Below are 19,689 nucleotides of genomic sequence, written 5' to 3' on the forward strand. Positions count from 1 at the left end.
GTTATAATAGCCTTTTTGCTAGGCAGCGCGAAGCCCGGCACGTCATCCACCTAGAGGTTATCAACTCCACCATGACCAACGAGACCACCCCAGCGCCGAATTTTATTCGTAACCAGGTACGCGATGAGATCGAGGGCGGCAAGGTCACGAAAATTGTGACGCGCTTCCCGCCGGAGCCGAATGGCTTCCTGCATATCGGCCATGCGAAATCAATCTGCCTCAATTTTGGCCTGGCGGAACAGATGGGTGGTGAATGTCATTTGCGTTTTGATGACACCAACCCTGCCAAGGAAGAGCAGGCTTATATTGATGCCATTAAAGAAGATGTCAGCTGGCTTGGCTTTGAGTGGGCAGGCCCGGTACGTTTTGCCTCTGATTATTTCGATCAGCTGTATGCCTGGGCGCAACAGCTGATCCGTGATGGTAAGGCTTACGTGGATGATCTTTCTCCCGATGAAATCCGTGAGTACCGCGGCACCCTGACCGAGCCCGGCAAGCCGAGCCCTTATCGGGAACGCAGTGTTGAAGACAATCTCGACCTTCTGGCGCGTATGCGCATCGGTGAATTCGCTGAAGGTGAGAAGGTGTTGCGCGCCAAAATTGATATGGCGTCACCTAACATCAACCTTCGCGACCCGATTCTGTACCGCATCCGCCATGCAGAACATCATCAGACCGGTGATAAGTGGAAGATTTATCCTTCCTACGATTTCACCCACGGCCAGTCGGACGCCATTGAGGGTATTACTCACTCTATCTGTACGCTGGAGTTTGAAGACCACCGTCCGCTGTATGAATGGTTCCTGGATAATTTACCGGTTCCCGGCAAGCCGCGTCAGATCGAGTTTGCTCGCCTCAACCTCAACTACACTCTGACCTCCAAGCGTAAACTTAAGCTGCTGGTTGATGAGGGTATTGTGGATGGCTGGGACGACCCGCGCATGCCAACCGTTTCAGGCATGCGTCGTCGCGGCTACACAGCAGCGTCGATTCGTAAGTTCTGTGACATGATCGGGGTAACCCGTGCTGATGGCGGCCTGGTCGATATTGCCATGCTGACCCACGCCATCCGTTCTGACCTGGAAGATAACGCACCGCGCGCCATGTGTGTGTTGAAACCCTTGAAAGTCGTGCTGACCAACGTTCCAGAAGGGCATGAAGAAGTCTACGAAGTGCCTGGTCACCCTGCACGGGACGATATGCCCGTTCGTCGCGTGCCGTTCACTCGAGAGGTTTATATTGACCGGGATGACTTCATGGAAGATGCCCCGAAGAAGTTCTTCCGCCTGGCGCCTGGCAAGGAAGTCCGCTTGCGCAACAGCTATGTGATCCGTTGTGATGATGTCATCAAGGATACGAATGGCGATGTGACGGAACTGCACTGCAGTGTCGATTTCGACACCCTGGGTAAAAATCCGGAAGGCCGTAAAGTAAAGGGCGTTATCCATTGGGTGAGTGCGGCTCACGGTATTCCCGTTGAAGTGCGTCTGTATGACAATCTGTTCCTTGAAGAGCAGCCAGACAAGGATAAGGACATCGACTTCCTTGAACACCTCAACCCTGAATCCCTGGAAGTGACTCAGGCCTTTGCAGAGCCAAGCCTTGCACAAGCCACACCGGAATCGCGTTTTCAGTTTGAGCGTGTCGGCTACTTCTGTGCGGATCGTCATGCGTCAACACCGGAAGCACTGGTGTTTAACCGCACAGTGGGTCTGAAAGACACCTGGGCCAAAATCAAGCAGAAGGGCTAATCACCAAGGGCTATTCACCAAGGGCTAATCATCAAGGGATAAAGAAGCACTATGCAGATCTACAACACGCTGACGCGTCGCAAGGAGCCTTTTACTACCCTGGTACCGGGCAAAGTAAGCATGTACGTGTGTGGCATGACCGTCTATGACTACTGCCATCTTGGCCATGCTCGGGTCATGGTGGCCTTTGATGTCATTACACGGTATCTGCGTGCACGGGGATATGACGTCAACTACGTGCGCAATATCACGGATATTGATGACAAGATCCTCAAGCGTGCCGACGAAAATGGCGAAAGCATCGAGGCGCTGACCGAACGCATGATTGCGGCCATGCACGAGGATGAAGCGCGACTGTTCGTCAAGCGCCCCAGTCATGAGCCGCGTGCCACCGGGCACATTGATGACATCATCCGTATGATTCAAACCCTGATCGACAAAGGGTTTGCCTACGCGGCAGACAATGGTGATGTTTATTACCGGGTTCGACGTTTTGAGAATTACGGCAAGCTGAATAACCGTCAGTTGGACGATATGCGCTCTGGTGCCCGTGTTGATGTCGATGTCCATAAAGAAGACCCGCTGGACTTCGTCCTGTGGAAAGCGGCCAAGCCCAGCGAAGCATATTGGTCATCGCCCTGGGGGAACGGGCGTCCGGGCTGGCATATTGAATGCTCTGCCATGTCCAAATGCTGCCTGGGAGATACGTTTGATATCCATGGCGGTGGGCCGGATCTGACCTTTCCCCATCATGAGAACGAAATTGCCCAGTCGGAAGCGGCTAACGACAAACCTTTTGTGATGACCTGGATGCATGCCGGCGCCGTGCGGGTCAATCAGGAGAAAATGTCCAAATCGTTGGGTAATTTCTTTACGATCCGTGACGTCCTGACCGAGCACGACGCTGAAGTGGTACGTTTTCTACTGGTGGCTAGCCATTATCGTAGCCCGATCAACTATGCACCTGATGCGCTGAGTGAAGCGCGTAAATCGCTAACCCGGTTTTACACGGCGTTGGAAGGCGTGCAGGTGCCCGCGGTTGATGACGGTCAGGCGCAGTCTTCGACGTATTATCAGCGCTTTTTTGCCGCCATGGATGATGATTTCAATACGCCTGAAGCGCTTTCTGCGATGTTCGATCTGGCACGTGAACTGAATCGTGCCAAGGCGTCAGGTAGTGAAGACGTGGGCCTGCTTGCCAGCGAACTGAAATCGCTGGGCAGTATTCTCGGCCTTCTGCAGCAATCGCCAACGGATTTCCTTAAAGGCGGGCAAGGTCAATCCGCGCCCATGGACGAAGCTGCGATCGAAGCAAAAATTGCTGAGCGAGCCGAAGCCAAGGCCAATAAAGATTTCGCCGCAGCAGATGGCATTCGTGATGCGCTGGCGGACCAGGGAATCATTCTTAAGGATTCCCGCGAGGGAACGACCTGGATATTGGAATCGCGTTAATCTGGCGGTCAATCTGACTTCAACGCTTGCGGGTTTTATACTTGTTTTTCGAGCCATAAAACCCGCTTAGAGGTGACTGTTACCTCTCATCAGAAGGATCATGACCATGCATCTGACCAATAAAAGGGTGTCTGCTGGCGTATTATCACTGGCCGTGATGGCGACGCAGGCGTTGCTGACGGCACAGGCAAACGATGCTGTTGTGGTATCGTCGAAAATTGATACCGAAGGGTCCGTGCTGGGCCAACTGATCGCACAGACGCTCGAACGCCATGAAATTCCTGTAGAAAAGCGCCTTCAGCTGGGGGGCACCAGCGTCGTCAGGGGCGCACTGCTGGCGGGAGAAATCGATCTCTATCCGGAATATACCGGCAATGGTGCCTTCTTTTTTGATATGACCGATAGCCCCGTCTGGAAAAACGCTGAATCCGCCTTTGATACGGTGAAACAGCGTGACGCTGAAAACGGGCTTGTCTGGCTTGCGCCTGCCAGTGCTAATAATACCTGGGCCATGAGCGTGCGGGCGGATCTGGCTGAGGCCAACAACTTGTCTACGCTGGAAGATTTATCGCGCTATCTGGCGAACGGCGGTGAGTTCAAGTTTGCTGCCAGCGCCGAGTTTGTCGAATCCGAGCAGGCCTTGCCCGCTTTTCAGTCAGCCTATGATTTCGAGCTGAGCGATGATCAGTTACTGGTACTGTCAGGAGGGAATACAGCCGCAACCATGCGCGCAGCAGCCCGTCAGACCAGTGGTGTCAACGGCGCGATGACTTACGGTACCGACGGGGGGTTAAGCGCCCTGGGCCTGGTGGTGCTGGAAGATACGCTAGAGGTACAGCCTGTCTATCAGCCAGCGCCGGTGATTCGTGAAGAGGTACTGGCCAGCTACCCGCAGATTGAGCCTGCTCTGAATGAAGTGTTTATGACCCTGGATCTCGAAACGCTGCAACGTCTGAACGCCGATGTGGCGGTGAATGGTCTATCTGCTGAAGCCGTGGCAGAAGCCTATCTCGACCGCACCCTGGATAACTGACCTATAGTGGTTGTGAAGCCGCCCGTTCCCGCGGGCGTTTTTCTGCCAGTCTTTTGTGACAGTTTTTTGCGCCAGCACAGCTAACAGGACCCTCTTTTCTATGCCATTAGTGGATGCGCTACCTTCGCCCCGCAAGGGATGGATAAGAGGGCGCCCGAACTGGGTAATGACGTTATTGTCCCTCATCATGCTGGCAGCATTATGGAGTCTGGATAGCGTGGGCGTTGCAGCGAACCGTATCGTCGCGGCGAGTGGATATAGCGTCTGGCAATCTATCGGATGGGTGGGAAGTGCGCTGGCGTCACTGGTGATACTGACGGTCATGTCAATGGCCTGGCAACCGGCTCATTCGCGTAGCAACCTGCTTGCCCAGCTGGCGGGAATCGTTCTGTTGCTGTCGTTGATGCCTTTCGGTCTGATGTTCGCCAGTACTCAATTGATTGACCCTCAGTTGCCACAGGCGCGGTTGAGTGTCGGGGCGGGTTACTGGGTTCTCCTGTTCTGCGCCATGCTGGCAGTGGTGGAGCTGCGCTTGCGCCTCAAACTGTCTCGGGGTTGGGTCGTATTGATCACTCTCTGTGTGGGCGCTCTGTGGTGGCTTTGCGCCGCTCTTTGGCTTGACCGGTTAGCATTGGTGCAGGAATTTCATGCCCGTGACGCGGCTTTTTTTCTTGCGTTGCAGGAACATCTGGCAATGGTTTCCATCGCCGTTGGCGTCAGCATCGTGCTGGGAAGCAGTATTGCGTTACTGATTCGGCGTTATCGTGGTCTCCAGCGGGGAGCCTTTGCGCTGCTGAATTTTTGTCAGACGATACCCAGCCTTGCCTTATTCGGCCTTCTATTGGCACCGTTGGCCTGGGTGTCTGCCAATATACCCTTTGCCCAGGCGTTGGGGATTCAGGGGATTGGCTGGACACCGGCCTTGCTGGCGCTGGTGATTTACAGCCTATTACCCATCGTGCGCAATACCCATATCGCGCTTGAGTCGGTAAGCCCTGATGTACTGGATGCTGCCAAGGGGATGGGAATGCGCGCCTCGCAACGTTTCTGGCAGGTGCGCCTACCCTTGGCACTGCCGATTCTGCTGGAAGGCATTAGAATTACCACGGTTCAGGCTGTTGGCTTGACGGCCGTTGCGGCATTGATTGGCGCCGGTGGGCTGGGCACGTTCATTTTTCAAGGGTTAGGGCAGGCTGCAATGGATATGGTGTTATTGGGGGCGCTGCCTATTTTGATCATTGCTCTGATAGCAGATGCAGGGTTAGGTGCGTTAACAGAATTGTTGCGTCAGGGGCCGTCACATGATCGAGCTGTTACATGATTGAGCTACGTGATGTCAGCAAGCTTTTTGGTGGTGTGCCTGCCGTTGAAGAATTAACGCTGAGCATTCCCAAAGGCAGGTTCTGCGCTCTGGTGGGTACGTCTGGCTGCGGCAAATCGACAACCTTGCGCATGATCAACCGTCTGCTACCTCATAGCAGTGGTGAGATTACGCTGGATAATCAGTCCATTGATGCCTACGACCCTGTCTTGCTGCGGCGTCGGATTGGCTACGTCATTCAGAATACCGGTCTGTTTCCCCACTGGAATGTCGCTCGTAACATTGGCTTGGTACCACGGCTTTTGAGCTGGCCGTCAAGCCAGGTCCAGCAGCGGGTAGAAGAGTTGATGTTACTGCTGGACCTGCCGATCAGTGAATTTGCGCACAAATACCCCCACCAGCTTTCCGGAGGTCAGGCACAACGGGTCGGTGTGGCTCGCGCCCTGGCAGCGGATCCGGATATTCTGTTGATGGATGAGCCCTTTGGTGCCCTGGACCCGATTACCCGGGATAAACTTCAGGAAATGCTCAGGAAGTTACAGTCCCGCCTGCATAAAACCATCGTCTTTGTCACACACGATATGGATGAAGCTTTACGTCTGGCCGATATGCTGGTGGTCATGCGGGAGGGGCGAATTGTCCAGCAAGGGACGCCACTGGCATTGCTGCAGAAGCCAGCGGACCCTTTTGTCGACTCGTTATTGGGGGGGATGGAACGCGGACTCAAGCAGGCAGCACTTACCCGGGTGAAGGATCACATGGCGCCACTTGGCCCGACATTGCCTGCACAATCGCGCATTACCACCGAGCACAACCTGCGCCAGGCGCTCTCCATGATGCTGCGCGATCACAGCGACCGACTCACTGTGGTGGACCAGCACGACATGCCGGTGGGCGAGTTGTCACTGCGTAAGCTGATCAAGGAAGCTCACGCCGAGCAGGGGAGTCTGCGTGAGTCCTAAGCGCCTGAATACCCGTTCATCCTACCATCCGACGCAGCTGCTGTGGCCGGTGATGTGGTTTGCCTTGCTGGCCATTGTGGTACTGACGATTCCTTTTGCGGAAGGCCTGTTTCGCTGGCTGGCGCCGGAGGCACGTCAGGTTATCTACCAGCGCGCCACGTTCACTCAGTTACTGGGGCGGCATCTGCTGGTGGTGGGTGTGGCTGCCATGGTGACCGTGTTTGCCGGGGTGCTGGCGGGTGTGGTGGTGACGCGCCAATGGGGGCGGGACTTTCTCCCACTGGTATCCCAGCTTTCTTCATTGGGGCAGACGTTCCCGCCGGTTGCCGTGTTGGCCCTTGCTGTACCTGCCCTGGGCTTTGGCACGGTTCCTATCATCGTTGCCTTAATCCTTTATGGTTTGCTGCCGATTGTGCGTAATACCATTGCTGGGCTTGGCGACGTTGACCCGGCGGTTATTTCAGCGGCCAAAGGCATGGGCATGACGCCCGGCCAGATCCTGCGCCAGGTAGAGCTGCCGCTGGCGGCGCCGGTTATCCTCGCGGGCGTAAGAACCTCCATCACCATTAACATTGCCACGGCGGCCTTGGGTGCCACGGTGGGCGCGAGCAATCTGGGCGACCCCATTATCGCCGGTATCGTTAATGCCAATAATGCCTATATCGTGCAGGGCGCTATGGTGATTGCGCTGTTAGCGGTCAGTATTGATAGCCTGTTTGATGTCCTTCAGCGACGTTTACGTACACGTACACCTTAAGTCGTATGCCTTAAAGTTGTCTGCTGCGTTAGTGTCGTCAGTGTTGCGTTGACCAATGCCGGGGAAATCCTCTGGCATAAAGGGAAATAACCGACAACACTGCCCTCAAAAGGGGCCTGATAAGGATAACAAGTATGACACAACCCACGTATGAGCCGGCCTTCATGACCGGTGAAGAATTCTCGATTCCTACCTTCAGTGTGCTGAACCATGATGGCGCGCTTTACCCGGGTGCCAGGTCGCCTGACCTGAACCGCGATAAAGCCCGTGATATCTACCACGCCATGCTGGCGACGCGGATTCTTGACGAACGCATGCTGGCGGCCCAGCGCCAGGGACGTTTAAGTTTTTACATGCAGAGTACCGGTGAAGAAGCGTCCGTCATTGGCGCGACCGCCGCGCTGGATGATGCTGACATGATCATGGCGCAATACCGTGAGCAGGGCGCTTTGATGTACCGCGGTTTCAGTTTTGATGAGTTCATGAACCAGTTATTTGGCAACCAGTTGGATTATGGCAAAGGCCGCCAGATGCCGGTGCATTATGGCTCCCGCAAACTGCACTACATGACGATTTCCTCACCCTTGGCGACGCAGATTCCTCAGGCGGCGGGCTATGCCTATGGCCAGAAACTGGCCGGTGAAGGTCATTGCACCCTGACGTTTTTTGGTGAAGGTGCGGCGTCAGAAGGGGACTTCCATGCGGCTCTGAATATGGCGTCAGTGCATCAGGTACCGGTAATTTTCTTCTGCCGTAATAACGGCTACGCGATTTCAACGCCAGCGGTGGAACAGTTTGCGGCTGACGGCATTGCACCGCGCGCCTTCGGTTACAAGATGCATGTCATCCGTGTGGATGGTAACGATGTGCTGGCTGTCTATGAAGCCACGCGTCTGGCGCGTGAGATCGCGGTTGAAAAAAACCAGCCGGTACTGATCGAAGCCATGACCTATCGCCTGGCGGCGCACTCCTCCTCTGATGACCCGTCGGGCTACCGCTCAAAAGACGAAGAAGAAACCTGGCGCTTGAAGGACCCGGTCCTGCGCATGCGCAAATGGCTGGAACAGCATGAATGGTGGAGCGAAAAAGAAGAAACTGACACCCAGGAACGGTTACGCAGCGAAGTGCTTGAAACCATGAAGCGTGCGCAGAAACGTCCTGCTCCCGCGCTGGATACCTTGATCACCGACGTATATGCCGAGGTCACACCCGCACTGCAGCACCAGTTTGATGCGCTTAAAGCGCATATCCGACGCTATCCCGATGCCTATCCAAAAGGCGCGCAAGCGCTGGAACTGAACGGCGACAGTGAACAGAAAAATGCGGGAGACCAGTGATATGCCAACCATGAACATGCTGCAGGCGATCAACAACGCCCTGGATATTGCCATGGCAGAGGACGAAAAAGTGCTTTGCTTTGGGGAAGATGTGGGCGTATTTGGCGGTGTTTTCCGTGCCACCAGTAACCTTCAGGAAAAATACGGCAGAACCCGTTGTTTCAATACACCGCTGGTCGAGCAGGGGATTATCGGTTTTGCCAATGGCCTGGCGGCACAGGGCTCGGTACCGGTGGCTGAAATCCAGTTTGCCGATTATATTTTTCCTGCCTTTGACCAGATCGTTAATGAAACGGCCAAATACCGCTATCGTTCCGGTGACCTGTTTAACGTCGGCGGTCTGACCATACGGACCCCTTATGGCGGCGGTATACACGGCGGGCTTTATCATTCCCAGTCTCCCGAAGCCTATTTCACCCATACGCCAGGGTTGAAAGTGGTGGTGCCGCGTGACCCTTATCAGGCCAAGGGGCTGCTGTTAGCGGCTATCCGTGATCCTGATCCCGTCATTTTCTTTGAACCCAAACGCCTTTACCGAGCAGCGGTGGGTGAAGTGCCTGAAGAAGATTATCAACTTCCCATCGGCGAGGCTGAAATCGTCAAGGAAGGTAGTGATGTGACGGTTGTTGGCTGGGGCGCGCAGATGGACGTTATTGCCAAGGCTGTCGAACTTGCCGAAGAAGCGGGGATTGCCTGCGAAGTCATTGATTTGCGAAGCCTGTTGCCGTGGGACGCTGATACCGTGGCTGACTCAGTATTCAAAACCGGACGCCTGGTCGTCACCCACGAGGCACCTTTGACCGGTGGCTTTGCGGGTGAAATTGCGGCCGCTATTCAGGAGCGCTGTTTCCTTTACCTTGAATCACCGATTGCTCGCGTGACCGGCATGGATACTCCTTTCCCGCTAGCGCTGGAAAAAGAGTATTTCCCCGATCATCTGAAAATTTTCGCTGCCATTCAGCAAAGCGTCAATTTCTAACACCGCTTGAGCGGTTCAAAGGAGACAATCATGAGTGATTTCATACTGCCGGATATCGGTGAAGGCATTGTTGAGTGTGAAGTGGTGGAATGGCGCGTTAATGAAGGCGACGCGATTGAAGAAGACCAGCCGGTAGTTGAAGTGATGACCGACAAGGCATTAGTGGAAATTACCGCCTCGGAGGCTGGCGTGGTCACCCGGCTGTATGTGCCTCAAGGGCAGATTGCCAAGGTTCATGCGCCTCTCTATTCGTATCGGGTAGAAGGGGAAAGTGACGCCGAGCCCGCAAGCGAACCGCCTGCTGAAAAGAAGAGCCCTGACACTTCTGCTGATGACACCAGCCAGTCAGCCAGGGCGTCTTCTGCGTCGGGTTCTAAAACGTCGGTTTCTAAAACGTCGGGTGCTGACACATCGGATGCCAAAACGTCGGGCCAGTCACAGCCGGAACCACCAGCTGCTGCCACCCAGGGGAAAACACCCGCAAGCCCAGCGGTTCGCCGCCTGGTACGTGAGCATGACCTGCATCTGGGTGAAGTGCCTGGCAGTGGCAAAGACGGACGGGTACTCAAAGAAGACGTGCTGCGTTATCTCGAAGAACCTCTCGAACAGACGCCTGAGGCATCATCTGTCAAACAACCACCCAAAGCGCCAAGAGTGGAACCGTTGCGCGGTGTGCGCGCTGCCATGGCGCGGCAAATGGTGGCATCGGCAACGACCATTCCGCATTTTCAGTATGGTGAGGAAATTGACGTGACCGATCTACTGGCGATGCGAGAGCGTCTGAAAGTGCTGGCTGAGGCACGGGGTGAACGTTTGACCTTGATGCCTTTTTTCATGAAAGCCATGGCACTGGCGGTCGCGGAACACCCGATTCTCAATGCCCAGCTAAACGAAAGCGCTGATGCCCTGCACTATTACGACGACTGCAATATCGGTATGGCCGTGGATAGCAAAGTGGGGCTGCTGGTGCCTAATGTCAAAAACGTGGGTGCCAGATCCTTGCTGGAAGTGGCGGCCGAGGTGACCCGTTTGACCGAGGCAGCGCGTCAAGGTCGCATTGACCAGGCGGATATCAAGGGCGGCACCATCACGATTTCCAATATCGGTGCTTTGGGAGGCACCTACGCGGCGCCGATCATCAACGCCCCGGAAGCCGCGATTGTGGCCATTGGCAAGACCCAGTGGTTGCCGCGTTTTGATGCGCAAGGCCAGGTGGTGCGCCGCGCTATCATGACGGTGACCTGGGCCGGGGATCATCGCTTCATTGATGGCGGCACTATTGCGCGTTTCTGTAATCAGTGGAAAGCCTGCCTGGAAGCCCCGGAAACCATGCTGCTGCACCTGCGCTAATGTTCATGGGTCCAGGAGGGCAGGATGGCTGAAGCGCCTTTACAGCAGTTTTATATTCCTGAAGACCAGTCTGTGTATCTGCTCAGCCATCAGGATGCGCGCAAACTGAAAGAGTGGGTGGCACTGTGCCAGGCCCAGCTGGCGCAGCTGGGGTATCAGGAGATTGAGCTGATCGGCAAGGGCGCATACGGTTTTGTGTTTGCGGGACATATCCCACTGGCAGACAGTGAAACACGCGCAAGCCAGCGGGTATTCAAGTTTTCGCGGATTACTCTGCCGCTGCATCTTCAGGAGCGCCTTGAAGAAGAGGCGTTCATGCTGGAACAGGTGGAGCATCCGCGAATTCCCAGGCTGGTGGCGTTTCAACGCGTTCGCGGGCAATCCATTCTGGTGATGGAGCGGGCACCCGGCTGGAATCTCGAGGAAGTCTCCCTGCGCGAAGGGCGTCTTTCGCCAAGGCTGGTGGTCAATATTGCCCGCCAGCTGGCAGAGATACTGATTGCCCTGCGCCGTGAATCCGGGCCCAGGGCCCGTCCAGTGGTTCATGGCGACATTAAACCCTCTAACCTGGTGTTCGACCCCGACCATGAAGCCATCGCGCTGATTGATTGGGGGTCTTCCGTGTTTGCCCAGCTGGATGCGCAACAGCAGTTTGTGTCGACCAATGTCATGGAGCTGATGTCGTCCGACCTTCAACAGACCAATGCGCGACTGGGTGATGTGTACTTTATTGGCGAAGAACAGTTAAACGGCGCGCTTTCGTCACCGCGTTTCGATGAACAGGGCGCGGCAGGTACTCTCTATGCCTTGGCATCGGGGCAGTCCTGCCGCTTTGGCTGCCGGGCGATTCCCGCGACCTCTCTGGGGCTTCCCATGGAGTTTGCGCGTACGCTTGACGGCATGCTGGACCCGGACCCGGCAGTGCGATGCCGGGCAGGTGATCACTTTCTCAAGGCCATGCCAAGGATGGCTCGACTGGTGATGGTGGATTTACCCGAGCCAACGCTGAAACCTCTGGTGCCTGTCTGGGCCAGAGCCAGCGGTCGTGAAATTGATACGGTGGTGTACAGCTCGCGCAAGACCTTTCTGCGCGAAGCCAATGTGGAAGAGACCCTCAATGACGTCAATGACGTTCAGCTTGACCGTTATTACAAACAGTTTATGCAGGGGATGGGGGAAACGGAGAAAGCCTTTCTGGCGTCGGTCAGCCGTCTAGGTAAATACCCGGTAGTGGGTGGGCTGGCGGTGCGCTGGGAGCCGGACGGTGTATTTATTGATTCCTCACTGAACCTGCATGACCCAACGCTCAAGCCCGCCTTTGTTCAGGCCGTCAACAACATGGTGTTTCTGGCGCGTGCCATCCATCGCCAGGGGGTTTTCAAAAGCTGTCTGTTTGACGCGCGCAAGACCCTGCATCTGGATCGTGACAGTAGCGAACAGGCGTTCTACCCGCAGGCGTCAATGTGCATTCCCTATGAAGTGAGTGATGTGCCGGAAATGGAAGATGATTCCCGCCAGCACAGTTATTTTGAAGACGGGCCTGATCCTGAAGAACTGCTGGTGTTGCCGCCACGTATCATGGAGACACTAGAACGACTCAACGAGATCCACCACACCGGAATGATCATCTTTGAAGCGCTACCCAAGCACCTGAAAATTCACAGTTATTACCGCCTGTTGGATGCACGTAAGAAAGACGCCTTTCAGCACCATCTGGCCACCATTCTGGCGGCCGTGCCGGAAATTGAAGGGTTGGGAATTTCCGGTTTCATGAAGATGCCCTACAAGGACACGCGCATCTATACCCATCTGGCACGCCAGCCCGAACGTTTTTATCCCCGCGACCCTCGCCAGTTCATACGCGATACGCAATAACGCCGCTGTTGGTATGGCGTTGGTATGCCACTCCCTGTCTTAGCGTGATTCTGCGTTGGCCAGCTGCTGAGCCAGCCAGAGCATCATTTGTCGAGTGACCTGTTCAGAGGCGTTGCCCAACGCTGCGACAACCGCAGGAATGTCTTCACTCGCGGCTTGTTGCCTTGAGGAAAGCTGTTGGCTGGCCAGGCGTTGGCCACTGGTCGCGTCAAACAGCGTCAGTTGAAGGTGCATGACGGCCGTGGGCGTTCCATCGCGATAGGCGATATGAAAATCCCTTAGTTCAGTGGCCAGGCGGGCATCGATATGCTTCTCACCCGGCCCGGCAGGCTGGGCGATCTGTGTCGCGATTAGCGCTTCATTCCACTGATTCTGCAGCATGATCGGGGTGTTATCGAACCAGCGTGAATCGGCATAAACGCTGACCTGACTGGCATCAGGCCAGACCACTATCCGGTCACTGGCCAGCAGGCGGGTGGCGATGGGAGGCTGAATTTCGACGATTTGTCGGCTGGCAGGCGCCAGTGAGGCGTCCAGTGATGGCGTGGGTAAACGATAAAGCCTGGCTGGCGAGGTTTCAGGAAAAACAGTACAGCCTGCCAGTAGCGTGACCAGCAAAATGATAGCGGCATGTTTCATGGCCGAAACTCCTGTATCGCGTCACCACCAAAAATGAACTCACCCGGGTTATCTTCCAGGCGGCGTGTGATGCGGTTGAGATTTTCCAGTGTTGTCTGGAGTTCCTGCAAAATATCGGGTAGCGCCTGACTGCCGGTTTCCATGTTGTGCAAGGTGTTCTCCAGTGCTGGCGCATTATCCGTGAGCATCTGCTGTAATGTCAGGGTAGTGGCGTTCAGGTTGTTTGCCGTCTGGTTGGCTGATTGCATCAAAGCACTGCCGTCTTCAACCAGCAGTTGATTGGCCGACTGGCTGAGCGTGTCAAACTGTTGCAGCGAACGGCTGGCCTGTGCGAGGAGTGAATCAAGCTCTTCCAGGCTTTGTGCAACCTGCGGTTGTACGTCGGCAATGCCAGCGGTAATCGCTTCTGTGTTGGCAATAATGCGGTTGATGCGCTGGGTGCTTTCTTCTTCAAACAGCGTATTCAGGTTGCTAAGCAATTGGCTGACGTTACTGACCACGGCTTCACCATCGGACAGCAGCGAATCAATCGGCGAAGGTGCCGCAGTGATCTGCGCCGGAGCCTGCTGCGTGGTTTCCAGACGTGGGCTGTCCGGCGAACCCCCAGATAGCTGTAACGTCATGCTGCCAGTAATGTTGGCAAGCCCCAGGCGAGCCTGGGTGTCCTCTCTGATCGGAACTCCCTGGTCCACCCTGATCAGCGCCAGCACCTGGCGAGGGTCGTCGGGGGAGAGACGCATCTCTACGACATTACCGACTTCCAACCCGCTGAACTCAATGCGGCTACCGGCATTCAACCCGCTGACGGCACGATTAAAAACCACCTCGTAATAGGCGTATTCGCGCTGCACACTCGCCTGTGCCATCCATAACGAGAATGCCACCGCCGCCAACAGGGTCAGCAAGGTAAATAAACCGATAACGATATGGTGCGCTCGTGTTTCCATCAGGTTGCCTCGTTCGCGCTAAGGTAGGCGGCCCGGCCTCGGGGGCCGTGAAAGTAATCCTGTATCCAGGCATCCTGCGTTTCTGCCACCTTGGCCAGGGTATCCGCCACGAGTACGTGCTTTTGTGACAGAACGGCCACACGGTCGCAGACGGTATAGAGGGTGTCCAGGTCATGGGTGACCAGAAACACACTAAAACCCAGTGCATCCCGAAGGGTGAGCAGCAGCCGATCAAATTTAGCGGCACTGATCGGGTCCAGCCCAGCGGTGGGTTCATCCAGAAACAGCACGTCAGGGTCCAGCGCCATGGCACGCGCCAGCGCCGCACGTTTTATCATGCCGCCAGACAGCGATGCGGGCATCTGCCGGGCAGCCTGGCTGGGGAGTCCCACCAGGGAAAGCTTCATACGCGCAATATGCTCGGCCTCGCGTCGTTTGAGCGGCGTATGTTCCACCAATGGCAAGGCCACGTTTTCGAGTAGATTGAGGGAGCTATAAAGAGCACCTTGTTGAAACAGGACACCGAAACGTCTTTCAACAGCGGCACGTTGTTGCCGGTTCAAGGCACTCAGGCGCTGTCCAAAAACATGAATATCGCCACGATCAATGGGTTTTAAACCGACAATGCTGCGTAACAGAACGGATTTTCCGGTGCCTGAGCCGCCCACAACGCCAAGAATTTCGCCGCGTAGAAGCGTCAGGTTGAGGTCTTGATGCACAACCGTGGTGCCAAAGCGGTTTTCCAGACTGTCAACGCGAATAACCGTATCGCTCACTCGGGCTCCTTAAGATCTGTTGACGGGGGGCTATCGTAACGTGGGATGCTGTCGACGTGGGTTTACCAGCCCATCTCCATACAATACAGCGCGGCGAGCGCATCAAGCAGAATCACCATGAAAATTGACTGCACCACACTCGAGGTGGTGCGTTCCCCCACCGACTGGGCACTCCCGCTGACCTTGAACCCCTCGGCACAGCCGATAATGGCAACCACCATGGCAAACAACGGGGCTTTTGCCAGCCCGACCCACAGGTGGCTGACGCCAATATCACGTTCCACAATACGCCAGAACTGGGCGAAAGGAATATCCAACGAGATGACGCCAACCATTGCTCCGCCCAGCATGCCGCTCAAGGTGCCAATGAAAGCGAGCAACGGCAGGCTGATCCACAGTGCGATCACCCGGGGAAGCACAAGAAGTTCGACAGGGTCCAGCCCCTGAGTGCGCAGGGCGTCAATTTCCTCATTGGATTTCATCGCCCCTAACTGGGCAGTGAAGGCGCTGGCCGTTCGTCCTGCCAGCATAATGGCAGCGAGAAGAACGCCAAATTCACGCAGAAACGAAAAGGCCACCAGGTTAACGGTGTATATCGTCGCGCCAAACGTCGTCAATACAGTGGCACCGAGAAACGCAACAACGGCACCGACCATGAAGGTCAACAGGACCACAATCGGGATCGCATTCAGCCCGGTTTGGTGTATATGCGCCACTGTGGCGGTGACGCGCCAGCGTGTTGGCCGCCAAACCGTTCGCCCCAGTGCTGACAATACAATACCCAGAAAACCGAGCAGATAAAGCTGTTGGCCGACCAGGGCGCTGACTTGCTGGCCGATGGTTGCAAGCCAGTCGCCACTGCGTTGCCGCCAGGGTCTGCGCGCTGCCGAGTGAGGGGGTTCCAGCGCGTTGAGTGCTTCCATCACGCTAAGAATCAGCTGGCGGCGTTGCTGAGTGAAGGATTCTGCCTGTCGGCGCATCCGTTCAGCCCCCAGCCATTCAACCAGCTGCTGGGCGGCGGCGGTGTCCAACTGGGTAACCTCCTGCAGACATAACGACGTAATTTGGCTTGGGTCCTGAGCCTCAAGCTGTTGCTGGATGCGGTGGTAATGCGCCAGTGTCCAGGTGCCCGTCAGCGCCAGCTGTTTCCCTTCCTGTAGCAGGGCAGCAGGCACCGGCGTAGAGGGTGAAAACTCACTACTCATCGCCATCTCCACCAAAAGATGAAGACAAATCGTGATAGAAACCAATAAAAAAACAGGAAAACATCGGGTTAATCGTGCTCCAGCTCGCGCCAGGCGGCATAGGTGCTGAGAAATATGCGACCGGTAATCTGTTCGGGTAGATCGCTTTGTTTAAGTCTGTCCATCACCGGGCCTTTGACTTCTGCCAGATGCAGTTTGACGTTGGCATCCTTGAGCCTTGCGTTGATGGCTTCAAGGCTTTCCAGCGCCGAGGCATCAATCAGATTGACCGCCGAACAGACAATGACGACGTGCTCAAGCTCGGGGCGGGTTGCCACCAGGTTGTAAAGGGTGTCTTCCAGATAGCGGGCATTGGCAAAGTACAGGCTTTCATCAATGCGCAGGAAAGCCACGTGGGAATGGGTTTCGACATCATGCCGGGCAATGCTACGAAACTGTTCCGTATCCGCAACTCGCCCGAGTAAGGCGCTGTTGGGGCGGCTGGTACGATAAAGGAAAAGCCCGATGGAAAGGGCGACACCGGCGAGAATGCCCGCTTCAATGCCTTCTGCCAGCGTCAAGACAATGGTGACGGCCATGGCGGCAAAATCACTGCGCGAGTAGCGCCAGGTCTGGCGCAGCGTCGAGATGTCCACCAGTGTGAGAATGGAAACGGTAATGGTCGCCGCCAGAGTGGCAATCGGCAAATAGTGCAGCCAGCCGGTAAAGGTGAACGTAATGATGGCAATACCTATCGCGGCAAAGGCGCCCGCCGCCGGAGTTTGTGCGCCAGCGTCAAAATTGATCACCGTGCGCGAAAGACCGCCAGCCACTGGCATGGCCCCGGAAACGCCACTCGCCAGGTTAGCCGCTCCCAGGCTAATCAGCTCCTGATTCGGGGAAATTCGCTGGCGCCGTTTGGCGGCGAGCATTTGCCCCATGGACACCGATTCCACAAACCCGACCAGGCTGATCAGCAGTGCAGGCATCAGTAAGGTTTGCCATAACGCCATCTCGGGTAGCGGAAAGCCCAGTGGTGGCAGACCCATGGGAATGCTACCCACGACGGCGATGCCCAGCGTATCCAGCTGCCAGAACCAAGTCGCCAGGGTGGTTACCAGTACGGCAAACACAGGGCCCGACTTGGCGATCAGGTCGGCCAGCGCAGCACTCAGACCCCAGCGCTTGAACTGTGCTTTCGCATACAGGCGCATGACTATCAGAAAAATCAGGGTGCCAACGCCAAGTCCCAGCGTTGGGAGATGAATATGTGTCAGGTTTGGCAACAGGGATGCGACTCGCTCAATCAGCGTAAAGCCCTGGCTTTCAATGCCGAGAAGGGCACTGAACTGGCTGGCCGCAATCAGAATGCCGGCTGCGGTAAGAAACCCTGAGATCACCGGATGGCTGAGAAAATTGCTGAAAAATCCCATTTTCAGCAGCCCCATCAGCACCAGAATGCCCCCTGATAACACGGCCAGTACCAGAGCGGCTTCCACATAAGCGGTCGAGCCCGGAAGGGCGACCTGGGAAAGAGCCGCAGCCGTCATAAGGGCTATAATAGCAACCGGACCGATGGCCAGCGTTCGGCTGGTGCCAAACAGGGTGTAAACCAGTTGAGGCAGAATACTGGCGTAAAGACCCACGACCGCCGGTAGCCCCGCCAGCAAGGCATAAGCCAGCGATTGGGGAATCACCATCATGGTGACGATGAGCCCTGCCAGCGCGTCCGCCCCCAGTAAACGTCGATGGTAGTGGGGGAGCCAGCTTAAGATAGGAAGATAGCGTAGGTAGCGTTTGCTCATGGCTTATATGAAAAAGTGATGTAATAGTGAAAAATTATCATGAGTACCAGACTAAACGATATTGGCCTTGAGGGTGAGGCTTGTTTAGGATCAACGGGTTGTTTATTTCATTTTTAAAGAGATGTTTTTATGAAGCCAGAAACGATTGCCCTGCACCACGGTTATTCGCCCGATTCACAGAATGCCGTTGCCGTGCCGATTCACCAGACCACGTCTTTTTCGTTTGATAACGCCCAGCACGCCGCTGATCTGTTTGATCTTAAGGTAGAAGGCAACATCTATTCACGCATCATGAACCCCACCTGTGCGGTTCTTGAGCAGCGTGTGGCGGCGCTGGAAGGCGGCATTGCCGGGCTTGCCGTAGCATCCGGGATGGCGGCCATCACCTATGCGATTCAGACCATTGCAGAAGCCGGTGATAACATTGTTTCGATCAGCGAACTGTATGGCGGGACTTATAACCTGTTTGCGCACACTCTGCCTCGCCAGGGTATCGAGGTACGTTTTGCCGACAAAGACGATTTCAGCGGACTTGAAGCGCTGATTGACGGTCGGACCAAAGCCGTTTTCTGCGAAAGTATCGGCAACCCCTCGGGTGGCGTGGTCGATATTGCCAGACTGGCCGAGGTGGCGCATCGCCACGGTGTACCGGTCATCGTTGATAACACGACGGCCACTCCGTTTCTGTGTCGCCCCATTGAGCATGGCGCTGATATCGTCGTCAATTCGGCGACAAAATACATGGGCGGCCATGGTACTACCATCGGCGGCGTCATTGTCGATTCCGGCAAGTTCCCATGGGCAGAAAATGCCAATCGCTTCCCGCTCCTGAATGAGCCGGATGTCTCCTATCATGGCGTCAGCTATACCCGTGATGTCGGCGACGCTGCCTTTATTGCGCGCGCCCGCGTTGTACCGCTGCGCAATATGGGCGCGGCGTTGTCTGCCCAGGCTGCCTGGAACCTGTTACAGGGGTTGGAAACGCTGGCGTTAAGAATGGAGCGCATCTGCACCAATACGCTGACGGTGGCCAAGCATCTTGAGGCGCATCCGCTGGTTTCATGGGTGCATTATGCCGGGCTTGAAAGCCATCCTGACAATGCACTGGCAAAGCAATATATGAATGGCCAGGCATCGGGCATTCTCAGCTTTGGTATTGAAGGTGGCCAGGCCGCTGGCGAACGTTTCTACGATGCGCTGGCGCTGATCCTCAGGCTGGTTAATATTGGCGATGCGAAAAGCTGCTCATCGATTCCGGCGTCCACGACTCATCGCCAGCTGAATGAGCAAGAGCTCAAGGCGGCGGGCGTGACAGCAGACATGGTGCGCCTGTCGATCGGTATCGAGCATATCGACGATATTCTGGCAGATATTGACCAGGCACTGGACGCCTCGCAAGCCTAGAAAATGCCAGTCTGATAACTGTAATGTTAAGTTTTAGAAACACTATTCCCCCAAAGTGTTACTTATTTCCCGTCACTGACGCGGTAATCTTTTCTAAACGCTGAACAATCCCCTGAC

16 protein-coding genes are annotated in these 19,689 nt (G+C 55.6%); 11 read left to right on the forward strand and 5 right to left on the reverse strand.

All coding sequences use genetic code 11. The features are described 5' to 3' along the window. The first annotated feature begins 71 nt into the window (after nucleotides 1–71). The 10 genes from ACU6TU_RS07735 to ACU6TU_RS07780 all read left to right on the forward strand — a co-directional run bounded on the left by ACU6TU_RS07735 (nucleotide 72) and on the right by ACU6TU_RS07780 (nucleotide 12,817). The gene (locus tag ACU6TU_RS07735; protein ID WP_447143976.1) at nucleotides 72–1,751 is read left to right on the forward strand and encodes a glutamine--tRNA ligase/YqeY domain fusion protein; all 1,680 of its coding nucleotides are present in this window, start codon (nucleotides 72–74) and stop codon (nucleotides 1,749–1,751) included. A gap of 51 nt (nucleotides 1,752–1,802) precedes the next feature. Beyond that, complete coding sequence (gene cysS, locus ACU6TU_RS07740; RefSeq protein WP_447143977.1) at nucleotides 1,803–3,203, forward strand: cysteine--tRNA ligase; 1,401 nt, start codon at nucleotides 1,803–1,805, stop codon at nucleotides 3,201–3,203. Between the two features lie 157 nt (nucleotides 3,204–3,360). Beyond that, nucleotides 3,361–4,236 carry a glycine betaine ABC transporter substrate-binding protein OsmF gene (gene osmF / locus ACU6TU_RS07745; protein ID WP_447144204.1) on the forward strand — a complete coding sequence of 292 codons (876 nt, stop codon included), beginning with the start codon at nucleotides 3,361–3,363 and terminating at the stop codon, nucleotides 4,234–4,236. A 100-nt stretch (nucleotides 4,237–4,336) separates the two neighbouring features. Further along, nucleotides 4,337–5,557: an ABC transporter permease gene (locus ACU6TU_RS07750; RefSeq protein ID WP_447143978.1), complete on the forward strand. Its 1,221-nt coding sequence runs from the start codon at nucleotides 4,337–4,339 to the stop codon at nucleotides 5,555–5,557. Continuing rightward, entirely contained in the window at nucleotides 5,554–6,519 is a 966-nt protein-coding gene (locus tag ACU6TU_RS07755; RefSeq protein ID WP_447143979.1) for an ABC transporter ATP-binding protein, read from the forward strand. The genes ACU6TU_RS07750 and ACU6TU_RS07755 overlap by 4 nt, the downstream gene beginning before the upstream one ends. Before the next feature lie 52 nt (nucleotides 6,520–6,571). Beyond that, entirely contained in the window at nucleotides 6,572–7,276 is a 705-nt protein-coding gene (locus ACU6TU_RS07760; protein ID WP_447144205.1) for an ABC transporter permease, read from the forward strand. Between the two features lie 134 nt (nucleotides 7,277–7,410). Further along, nucleotides 7,411–8,613 (forward strand): thiamine pyrophosphate-dependent dehydrogenase E1 component subunit alpha, encoded by a 1,203-nt coding sequence (locus tag ACU6TU_RS07765; protein ID WP_447143980.1) that lies wholly within the window; start codon nucleotides 7,411–7,413, stop codon nucleotides 8,611–8,613. A 1-nt stretch (nucleotide 8,614) separates the two neighbouring features. Further along, nucleotides 8,615–9,592, forward strand: coding sequence for an alpha-ketoacid dehydrogenase subunit beta (locus tag ACU6TU_RS07770; RefSeq protein ID WP_447143981.1), 978 nt, complete (start codon nucleotides 8,615–8,617; stop codon nucleotides 9,590–9,592). 30 nt (nucleotides 9,593–9,622) lie between these two features. Next, on the forward strand, nucleotides 9,623–10,942 hold the full coding sequence (locus ACU6TU_RS07775) for a 2-oxo acid dehydrogenase subunit E2 (RefSeq protein WP_447143982.1): 1,320 nt from the start codon (nucleotides 9,623–9,625) through the stop codon (nucleotides 10,940–10,942). Between the two features lie 24 nt (nucleotides 10,943–10,966). Next, nucleotides 10,967–12,817 (forward strand): serine/threonine protein kinase, encoded by a 1,851-nt coding sequence (locus ACU6TU_RS07780; protein ID WP_447143983.1) that lies wholly within the window; start codon nucleotides 10,967–10,969, stop codon nucleotides 12,815–12,817. Nucleotides 12,818–12,856: 39 nt separating this feature from the next. Here the strand turns inward: ACU6TU_RS07780 and ACU6TU_RS07785 are convergent, their stop codons facing one another. The 5 genes from ACU6TU_RS07785 to ACU6TU_RS07805 form a co-directional block, all read right to left on the reverse strand. Next, nucleotides 12,857–13,456, reverse strand: coding sequence for an ABC-type transport auxiliary lipoprotein family protein (locus tag ACU6TU_RS07785; RefSeq protein WP_447143984.1), 600 nt, complete (start codon nucleotides 13,454–13,456; stop codon nucleotides 12,857–12,859). Beyond that, complete coding sequence (locus ACU6TU_RS07790; protein ID WP_447143985.1) at nucleotides 13,453–14,403, reverse strand: MlaD family protein; 951 nt, start codon at nucleotides 14,401–14,403, stop codon at nucleotides 13,453–13,455. The genes ACU6TU_RS07785 and ACU6TU_RS07790 overlap by 4 nt, the downstream gene beginning before the upstream one ends. Then, nucleotides 14,403–15,179, reverse strand: a complete 777-nt coding sequence (locus tag ACU6TU_RS07795; protein WP_447143986.1) for an ABC transporter ATP-binding protein — start codon at nucleotides 15,177–15,179, stop codon at nucleotides 14,403–14,405. Before ACU6TU_RS07795 ends, ACU6TU_RS07790 begins: the two co-directional genes overlap by 1 nt. Before the next feature lie 62 nt (nucleotides 15,180–15,241). Beyond that, complete coding sequence (locus ACU6TU_RS07800) at nucleotides 15,242–16,384, reverse strand: MlaE family ABC transporter permease (protein ID WP_447143987.1); 1,143 nt, start codon at nucleotides 16,382–16,384, stop codon at nucleotides 15,242–15,244. Nucleotides 16,385–16,452: 68 nt separating this feature from the next. After that, nucleotides 16,453–18,168 carry a SulP family inorganic anion transporter gene (locus tag ACU6TU_RS07805; protein WP_447143988.1) on the reverse strand — a complete coding sequence of 572 codons (1,716 nt, stop codon included), beginning with the start codon at nucleotides 18,166–18,168 and terminating at the stop codon, nucleotides 16,453–16,455. A gap of 129 nt (nucleotides 18,169–18,297) precedes the next feature. Between ACU6TU_RS07805 and ACU6TU_RS07810 the strand changes: the two genes are divergently transcribed. Further along, complete coding sequence (locus ACU6TU_RS07810; RefSeq protein ID WP_447143989.1) at nucleotides 18,298–19,572, forward strand: O-acetylhomoserine aminocarboxypropyltransferase/cysteine synthase family protein; 1,275 nt, start codon at nucleotides 18,298–18,300, stop codon at nucleotides 19,570–19,572. Nucleotides 19,573–19,689: the final 117 nt, after the last annotated feature.

It is taken from the genome of Halomonas sp. LS-001 (assembly GCF_052983955.1).

Excerpts from the sequence above, each read along its gene's own strand:
- ACU6TU_RS07735 (WP_447143976.1), top strand. The coding sequence starts at position 72 with ATGACCAACGAGACCACCCCAGCGCCGAATTTTATTCGTAACCAGGTA.
- cysS (WP_447143977.1), top strand. The coding sequence starts at position 1,803 with ATGCAGATCTACAACACGCTGACGCGTCGCAAGGAGCCTTTTACTACC.
- osmF (WP_447144204.1), top strand. The coding sequence starts at position 3,361 with ATGGCGACGCAGGCGTTGCTGACGGCACAGGCAAACGATGCTGTTGTG.
- ACU6TU_RS07750 (WP_447143978.1), top strand. The coding sequence starts at position 4,337 with ATGCCATTAGTGGATGCGCTACCTTCGCCCCGCAAGGGATGGATAAGA.
- ACU6TU_RS07755 (WP_447143979.1), top strand. The coding sequence starts at position 5,554 with ATGATTGAGCTACGTGATGTCAGCAAGCTTTTTGGTGGTGTGCCTGCC.
- ACU6TU_RS07760 (WP_447144205.1), top strand. The coding sequence starts at position 6,572 with ATGTGGTTTGCCTTGCTGGCCATTGTGGTACTGACGATTCCTTTTGCG.
- ACU6TU_RS07765 (WP_447143980.1), top strand. The coding sequence starts at position 7,411 with ATGACACAACCCACGTATGAGCCGGCCTTCATGACCGGTGAAGAATTC.
- ACU6TU_RS07770 (WP_447143981.1), top strand. The coding sequence starts at position 8,615 with ATGCCAACCATGAACATGCTGCAGGCGATCAACAACGCCCTGGATATT.
- ACU6TU_RS07775 (WP_447143982.1), top strand. The coding sequence starts at position 9,623 with ATGAGTGATTTCATACTGCCGGATATCGGTGAAGGCATTGTTGAGTGT.
- ACU6TU_RS07780 (WP_447143983.1), top strand. The coding sequence starts at position 10,967 with ATGGCTGAAGCGCCTTTACAGCAGTTTTATATTCCTGAAGACCAGTCT.
- ACU6TU_RS07785 (WP_447143984.1), bottom strand. The coding sequence starts at position 13,456 with ATGAAACATGCCGCTATCATTTTGCTGGTCACGCTACTGGCAGGCTGT.
- ACU6TU_RS07790 (WP_447143985.1), bottom strand. The coding sequence starts at position 14,403 with ATGGAAACACGAGCGCACCATATCGTTATCGGTTTATTTACCTTGCTG.
- ACU6TU_RS07800 (WP_447143987.1), bottom strand. The coding sequence starts at position 16,384 with ATGAGTAGTGAGTTTTCACCCTCTACGCCGGTGCCTGCTGCCCTGCTA.
- ACU6TU_RS07805 (WP_447143988.1), bottom strand. The coding sequence starts at position 18,168 with ATGAGCAAACGCTACCTACGCTATCTTCCTATCTTAAGCTGGCTCCCC.
- ACU6TU_RS07810 (WP_447143989.1), top strand. The coding sequence starts at position 18,298 with ATGAAGCCAGAAACGATTGCCCTGCACCACGGTTATTCGCCCGATTCA.